Source organism: Streptomyces solincola (assembly GCF_002982015.1).
GTDB lineage: Bacteria > Actinomycetota > Actinomycetes > Streptomycetales > Streptomycetaceae > Streptomyces > Streptomyces solincola.
This window is the reverse complement of sequence record NZ_PVLV01000314.1, coordinates 1-6,472: the sequence shown is the minus strand read 5'-3', so window position 1 is coordinate 6,472 and position 6,472 is coordinate 1. Positions and strand designations below refer to the sequence as shown.

The 6,472-nt window shown below is 75.0% G+C and carries 5 protein-coding genes; 3 read left to right on the top strand and 2 right to left on the bottom strand.

All coding sequences use genetic code 11. The features are described 5' to 3' along the window. Positions 1-138 precede the first annotated feature (138 nt). Positions 139-1,413, top strand: coding sequence for a serine hydrolase domain-containing protein (locus C6N75_RS20155; RefSeq protein ID WP_105870316.1), 1,275 nt, complete (start codon positions 139-141; stop codon positions 1,411-1,413). A 70-nt stretch (positions 1,414-1,483) separates the two neighbouring features. Here C6N75_RS20155 and C6N75_RS20150 read toward each other — a convergent pair whose 3' ends face one another. Together C6N75_RS20150 and C6N75_RS20145 are read right to left on the bottom strand one after the other, a co-directional pair. Then, positions 1,484-2,848 carry an alpha-2,8-polysialyltransferase family protein gene (locus tag C6N75_RS20150; RefSeq protein WP_105870315.1) on the bottom strand — a complete coding sequence of 455 codons (1,365 nt, stop codon included), beginning with the start codon at positions 2,846-2,848 and terminating at the stop codon, positions 1,484-1,486. Further along, positions 2,845-3,867, bottom strand: a complete 1,023-nt coding sequence (locus C6N75_RS20145; RefSeq protein ID WP_105870314.1) for a glycosyltransferase family 2 protein — start codon at positions 3,865-3,867, stop codon at positions 2,845-2,847. Before C6N75_RS20145 ends, C6N75_RS20150 begins: the two co-directional genes overlap by 4 nt. 166 nt (positions 3,868-4,033) lie before the next feature. Here C6N75_RS20145 and C6N75_RS20140 point away from each other — a divergent pair, with 166 nt between their 5' ends. Together C6N75_RS20140 and C6N75_RS20135 are read left to right on the top strand one after the other, a co-directional pair. Further along, positions 4,034-5,350, top strand: a complete 1,317-nt coding sequence (locus tag C6N75_RS20140) for a DUF6716 putative glycosyltransferase (RefSeq protein ID WP_181160546.1) — start codon at positions 4,034-4,036, stop codon at positions 5,348-5,350. Between the two features lie 17 nt (positions 5,351-5,367). Further along, on the top strand, positions 5,368-6,472 hold a 1,105-nt coding region (locus C6N75_RS20135), incomplete at its 3' end, for an acylneuraminate cytidylyltransferase (protein WP_105870317.1).

Genomic DNA, 6,472 nt, shown 5'->3' with positions numbered 1-6,472 from the left:
CCCCCTCTTCCTCCCCCCTCCCCGGGCGCCGCGTTCGACCGACCGGCCCACTCCTGTCGCAGACGACCGCCCCGGAGGCTAGCGTCCCCTCCTATCTGCCAGGCCCGTCACCGCGGGCACCAGTTGCCAGGAGGGGCCATGTTCGCTTCCGGATGGACCCGCCCAGGGCGGCGACGCGGCACCACCCGCGTGGCGGTCGCGGCGATGGGACTCGCGCTGGTCGTCTCCTGCGGCTCGCCGACGCGGGGAACCGGAGCGCCCGAGCCGGCGGCCACGTCGAAGTCGCCGGTCTACGAGCAGCTCGCCAGAACCGTTCGAGGAACCATGGACGCCGGCCTGATCCCCGGAGCGGTCGTCATGGTGGACTCCCCGGAGTGGGGCAGGTGGTCGCAGAGCTTCGGCACGCAGACCTACCAGGGGACGTCCCCGGTCTCCGTGGCGGACCACTTCCGGGTGGGAAGCAACACCAAGACGATGACCTCCACGGTGATCCTGCAACTCGTGCAGGAGGGCAGACTCAAGCTGAGCGATCCGATCTCCCGGTTCGAGCCTGACGTGCCGAACGGCGGGAACATCACGATCGCCAACCTCTCGGAGATGCGCAGCGGGCTACCGAGCTACTCGGTCGACAAGGGCTTCAACCGAGCCCTGGACGAGGATCCGCAACGGGTGTGGAAGCCTCGCGAACTCCTGGACATCGCCTTCCGGCAGCCCCAGGTCTCCGCTCCGGGCAAGCAGTTCTACTACAGCAACACCAACATCATCCTGCTCGGCCTCGTCGTCGAACGGCTCACCGGCAAGCCCCTCTCGCAGGTCTTCAAGGAGAGGATCTTCACGCCGCTCGGGATGTCCTCGACGCTGCTTCCCGGCCCGCGCGACGCGTCCATCCCGGAGAACCACCCGCAGGGCTACCAGTACGGCGACAACGAGCAGACGCTCAACTCCTACGCCCTGCCCGCCGGGCAACTCCAAAAGGCCCGCGAAGGCACCCTGAAGCCACTGGACGAGACGTCGGCCAACCCGTCCTGGGCGTGGGCGGCCGGGGGCGCCATCTCCACCACGCAGGACCTGTCGGTCTACGTGAAGAAACTCGTGGCGGGCGGCCTGCTGGACGCCACCACGCAGCGGGTCCGACTCGACAGCATCAGGCCCACCGACCCCGGCGATCCCGCGGCGGCCGGCTACGGACTCGGCATCGCGTCCTTCGGGCCGCTGATCGGCCACGACGGTCAGATCCCCGGTTTCATGACCTTCATGGGCCACGACCCCGGCAAGCGCCTGACGGTGGTGATCATGACGAACCTGTCCGCGGTCCCGGCGAACGGGGAGGGCTCGGCCCTGCAAATCCTCAAGGCCATGATGCCGACCCTCTACCCCGGCGTGTCGGTGCCGAAGGACCCGGCACGCAGGTGACCCCCGCCCGCCCCCACACGTCCTCGGCCGGCGCCGGCGGCGGCCGGGACCGGGACCTGGAGGACGCTCCCTAGCGCCCCGCGGCCCTGCGCACCCGCAGGGCGACCCGCCGGACGGCGGGCCGGCGGGCGAGCCGGCGGACCACCGCGCGCCGGGGCGCCGGCAGCCCGCCGGGCAGGCCCAGCGCGGTCAGCCGCCGCCGCTTGAAGTAGCGCCGCACGGTCTCGTCCAGGTGCGCCCCCAGGAAGCGCTCGGCGGCCGTGCGCAGGTCGGGGCGGATCTTCGGCTGCATCGCGTAGCCGACGGCCGCCACCAGGCCCGGCAGATTGCCGCCGGCCGGGCCGAGCGGGTCCCCGGCGGCGTACGGCGGACCGGAGCGGCCGCCGGCCGCCAGATCGGGCAGCAGCGCGTCGGCCAGCGTCACCGGGACGCGGTTGCTGTTCTCGTACGGCGTCAGGCGCTCCAGCAGCAGACCGGTGCCGACCCGGGCGACCGGGACGCCGTAGAAGTGGGCGGCGGTGAACAGCCCGGTGGAGAAGCAGGCCACCACCAGCGCCGGCCGCAGCCGCAGCAGCAGCACCTCGGCCAGCTCCGGCCGGTCGATCACGGTCAGCTCGGCGCCCAGCGCCGCCGCCTCCTGCTCCAGCGCGTGCGTCCAGGAGGCGGGCGCCACCGGGTGCGGCTTGAACAGCAGCCGGGTGTGGCCCTCGGCGACCGCGCCGCGCACCATCGACAGGTGCAGCTCCTCTTCCTCGTCCGGGGTGAGGATGGCGAGCGCGGAGAGGTACTGCCCCAGCAGCAGCGCCCCGCCGCCCGGTTCGGCCGCCTCGGCCGCCGACTCGGGCCGGCCCTCCGCCAGGCTCGCCACCACCGCGGTGAACGCCGCGGTGGGGATGACCTCCGGCACGGTGGAGAACTCCGCCAGCAGCAGCGGGCGCAGGCCCGGCACCAGATCCAGGTGGAGCAGCCGCCGCACCCGCTCGCCGACCAGCGGGTCCAGCTTGCTGCGGGTGGGGCCGTAGCTCATCAGCCCGTCGGCGTAGACGTCGATCGGGGCGTCGGGGAAGAGGCGGGCGAGGGACAGGGCGGGCGGCACCTGGAGGGATTCCAGGGCCAGTTCGACCGGCTCGTCGCCCAGCTCCCACAGCATCCGCAGATAGCGCTCCCACAGCGGGGCGTCGTCCGCGCGCGGGGACCAGCCGGAGGGGTGGAACGGGGCGATCGCCTCGTTCCAGGAGACCACCCGGTCGAACCGGTCGCGCAGTCGCTCGAAGCCGGGCATCCGGTCCAGCGGGACGGCGGTCTCCGGTATCGCGGCGGTGGTGCACACCACCAGCACGGTCCGGTCGGCGGCGGCGAAGCAGCCGCTGTCCAGCGCGGCGGCCAGGGTGACCGCCCCGTAGAGCGTGGAGGCGCAGAGGACACGGGTGCTCATGCCGCCGCCACCTCCGTACGCACGCCGGTGGAGGCGGGCGGGGCGCCGGCTCGCCGCCGCACCCGGCGCAGCCGGGCCGCCCGGTCGGCGTCCATCGCGTCCAGCGTCGCCGCCAGCACGTCCTGCGGCATCCGGCGCAGGGCCTCCCCGCTGCGCACCCGCAGTTGGCGCAGCACCGCCGGCTCGAACCGGTCCGCGTTGCCCAGGTGGTGGGCGATGATCGCGCAGTAGGTGCGCACCGCCTTGGGCAGCAGCGTCGCCGCGTCCGGGTCGGCCGCCGTCTCGCCCAGCACCTGGTCGAAGGCGCGCAGGAAGTCCAGTTGGCGGGCGTCGCCGATCTGGGTGAGCGAGGTGGCGACCCCGCGCCGGTAGAACAGCCCGATCCCGCCGGGCACCCCGCGCGGCGCGGTCACCGCGAAGGACTCCGCCTCCCGGTGCAGCTTCCAGATCCACGGCCGGTCCTCGGCGGTGCGCAGCCCGTCGGTGAAGTGCAGCAGCCCGCGCTCGGCCAGCCTGCGGTGGTACATCCCGGCCCAGGCGTACGGGTAGTCGACGGAGGTGGAGCGGTCGGCGGGCAGGATCGCCGCCCGGGGCTCCAGCACCGTGTTCCGCCGCCCGACCGGCACCCGGGCGATCTTCCGCGCCTTGCCGGTGCACACCATGTGGTCGGTGCGCACGAAGTCGCAACCCAGGTGCTCGATCGCGGCCAGCAGCCCGGTGAAGTGGCCCGGCGCCGTCCAGTCGTCGCCGTCCAGGAACGCCAGGTACTCGCCGCGGGCCGCGTCGATGCCGGTGTTGCGGGCACTGGCCAGGCCCTTGTTCACCTCGTGGGTGAGCAGCCGGGCGCCGGGCAGTTCGCGGGCGGCCCGCCGGAGGATGTCGGGCGTCCGGTCCGTCGAGCAGTCGTCGACGAGCAGGAACTCGACGTCCTCGCGGGCGTCGGCGCGCAGCGCGAGCAGGGTGTCCGAGGCGTATGTCTGCACGTTGTAGAACGGCACGACGACGGAGAGCTTGACCACGGGGACGACGCTAGGCAGCGCCTGCGCCACGGGCGTCGACCGGCAGGCGGCCAGGCGGTGAACACTGGGCGGCACGGCGGACAACTCGGCTTCGGCAAAGCGCTGTTCACCCGCTGTTGCGGCGCAGTTGGGCCGCCGGGGCCGGGCTCTTCCTAACGTCCTCGGCGTGTCAACAGCCAACCGAGAAGCGGTGCGGGGCGACCGGGAAGCGGTGCGGGTCGCCGTCCTCGCCGACTCCGACACCCGATGGAAGTGGGGCGCGCTGACCGCGCGCCGCATCACCCCGGCGGGCACCCGCCCGGAGGGCTACCTGCTGCGCGGCCGGGCCACCCCGACCGCCCGCCAGCTCGCCGAGACGGCCGGCGCCCGCACCGCCGACACCGGGGGAGCGCCCCGCGAGGTCACCGGGGCGGAGTTCCTGCGGGTGCTCGCCGAGGAGGGCTACGACGTCGTCGTCCTCGCCCTGGTGGGCGGCACCGTGCAGGCGGTGCTGCACGGTCTGGCCGGCCTCGGCCCGGCCCGCCGGCCGGTCGTCGTCACCGGCTACGTCGGCGTGGTCTACGAGAAGCTCGCCGACGGGCTGCTGCTGCGGCACGGCGCCGACGTGGTGCTGGCCAACTCGGCCGCCGACGCCCGCCGCTTCCGCGCGGTGTACGAAGGGGTGGGCGCCGACGCGTCGGCGGTCGTCCAGGCGGCGCTGCCGTTCCTGGGCGGCGCCCGCCACACCCCCGAGCCGGGCCGCGACACCCTGGTCTTCGCCGCCCAGCCCTCGGTGCCCGCCACCCGGGCCGAGCGCGCCTACCTGCTGGAGCGGCTGGTGCGCCACGCCGAGCTGCACCCGAAGCGCGAGGTCGTCCTCAAGCTCCGCTCCAAGCCGGGCGAGCACACCACGCACATCGAGGAGCTGCCCTACCAGAAGCTCGCCGCCCGCCGCCCGCTGCCGGCCAACCTGGCCTTGGCCTACGGGCACATGGGCGAGCTGCTGGACCGCACCGACCTGCTGGTCACCGTCTCCTCCACGGCCGCACTGGAGTCCCTGCACCGGGGCGTGCCCACCGCGGTCCTCACCGACTTCGGGGTCCGCGAGGCCCTGGGCAACCACCACTTCATCGGCTCCGGGCTGCTGGCCTCCTTCGACCACCTGGACGAGGGGCGCCGCCCGGAAGCGGACCCCGACTGGCTCGCCGACCACGGCGTCCACCCGGCGGGCTCGTCCCCCGCCTACGAGCGGGCCTTCGACGCGGCCCGCGACCGGGTGCTGACCCTGCTCGGCGAGCCCGTACTGCCGCCGCCGCGGCCCTACTACACCGCGGCCACCGCCCCCGGCTACCTGCCGGGCGTACTGGCCCGCCACCGCCTGGACGCCCCGCCGTCCCCGGCGCCCTCACGGGCCCGGCGCGCACTGCGGAACGCCGCACGCGGGGCCTACCGCCACGGGGTGCAGCGCGTCGCCCCGGTGATCCGCCGCCTGGGAGAGCTGTGACCACCACCCCCGAACCGATCCGCCCGCTGGTGCTGGCGGTGATCCCCGCCCGGGGCGGCTCCAAGGGCGTGCCCGGCAAGAACCTCGCGCCGGTCGGCGGGGCGCCGCTGGTGGCCCGCGCGGTGCGGGCCTGCCGGGGCGCCGCCCGGGTCACCGACGTGGTGGTCTCCACCGACGACGCGGCCATCGCCGCCGCCGCCCGCGCGGCCGGCGCCGAGCCGGTCGAGCGCCCCGCCGAGCTGTCCGGCGACGCCGCCACCAGCGAGGCCGCCGTGCTGCACGCCCTGGACGCCTTCGAGGCCGCCCGGGGCCGCGCCGCCGACGTGGTGCTGCTCGTGCAGTGCACCAGCCCCTTCCTGACCGCCGGCGACGTGGACGCGGTCGCCGCCCGGGTGCTCGACGAGGGCGCCGACACCGCGCTGACCGCCGCCCCCTCGCACGGCTTCCTGTGGCAGGGCGGCGCCGACGCGGACGCGGTGGGCGTCAACCACGACAAGGCGTTCCGCCCCCGCCGCCAGGACCGGCAGCCGGAGTACCTGGAGACCGGCGCCGCCTACGCCATGGACGCGGCCGGCTTCCGCGCCCACCGGCACCGCTTCTTCGGCCGCACCGCGCTGGCCGTCACCGACCCGGCCCGGACGCTGGAGATCGACGACCCGCACGACCTGGCCCGCGCCCGCGCGCTCGCCCCGCTCCTGGACCCGGCCACCACGCCGACCCTGGCCGACGTGGACGCGGTCGTCCTGGACTTCGACGGCACCCAGACCGACGACCGGGTGCTGATCGACGCCGACGGGCACGAGTTCGTCGCCGTCCACCGCGGCGACGGCCTCGGCGCCGCGGCCCTGCGCCGCTCCGGGCTGCGGGTGCTGATCCTGTCCACCGAGCAGAACCCGGTGGTCGCCGCCCGCGCCCGCAAGCTCGGCGTCCCCGTGCTGCACGGCGTGGACCGCAAGGACCTCGCCCTCAAGCGCTGGTGCGACGAGCAGGGCGTGGACCCCTCCCGGGTGCTGTACGCCGGCAACGACGCCAACGATTTGGGCTGCTTCGCCCTGGCCGGCTGGCCGGTGGCGGTGGCCGACGCCCACGAGGCGGTACGCCGGGCCGCGCGGGCCGTCACCG

What these genes read in the sequence shown, in the direction of transcription:
- C6N75_RS20155 (WP_105870316.1), top strand. Translation starts at nt 139, where the DNA reads ATGTTCGCTTCCGGATGGACCCGCCCAGGGCGGCGACGCGGCACCACC.
- C6N75_RS20150 (WP_105870315.1), bottom strand. Translation starts at nt 2,848, where the DNA reads ATGAGCACCCGTGTCCTCTGCGCCTCCACGCTCTACGGGGCGGTCACC.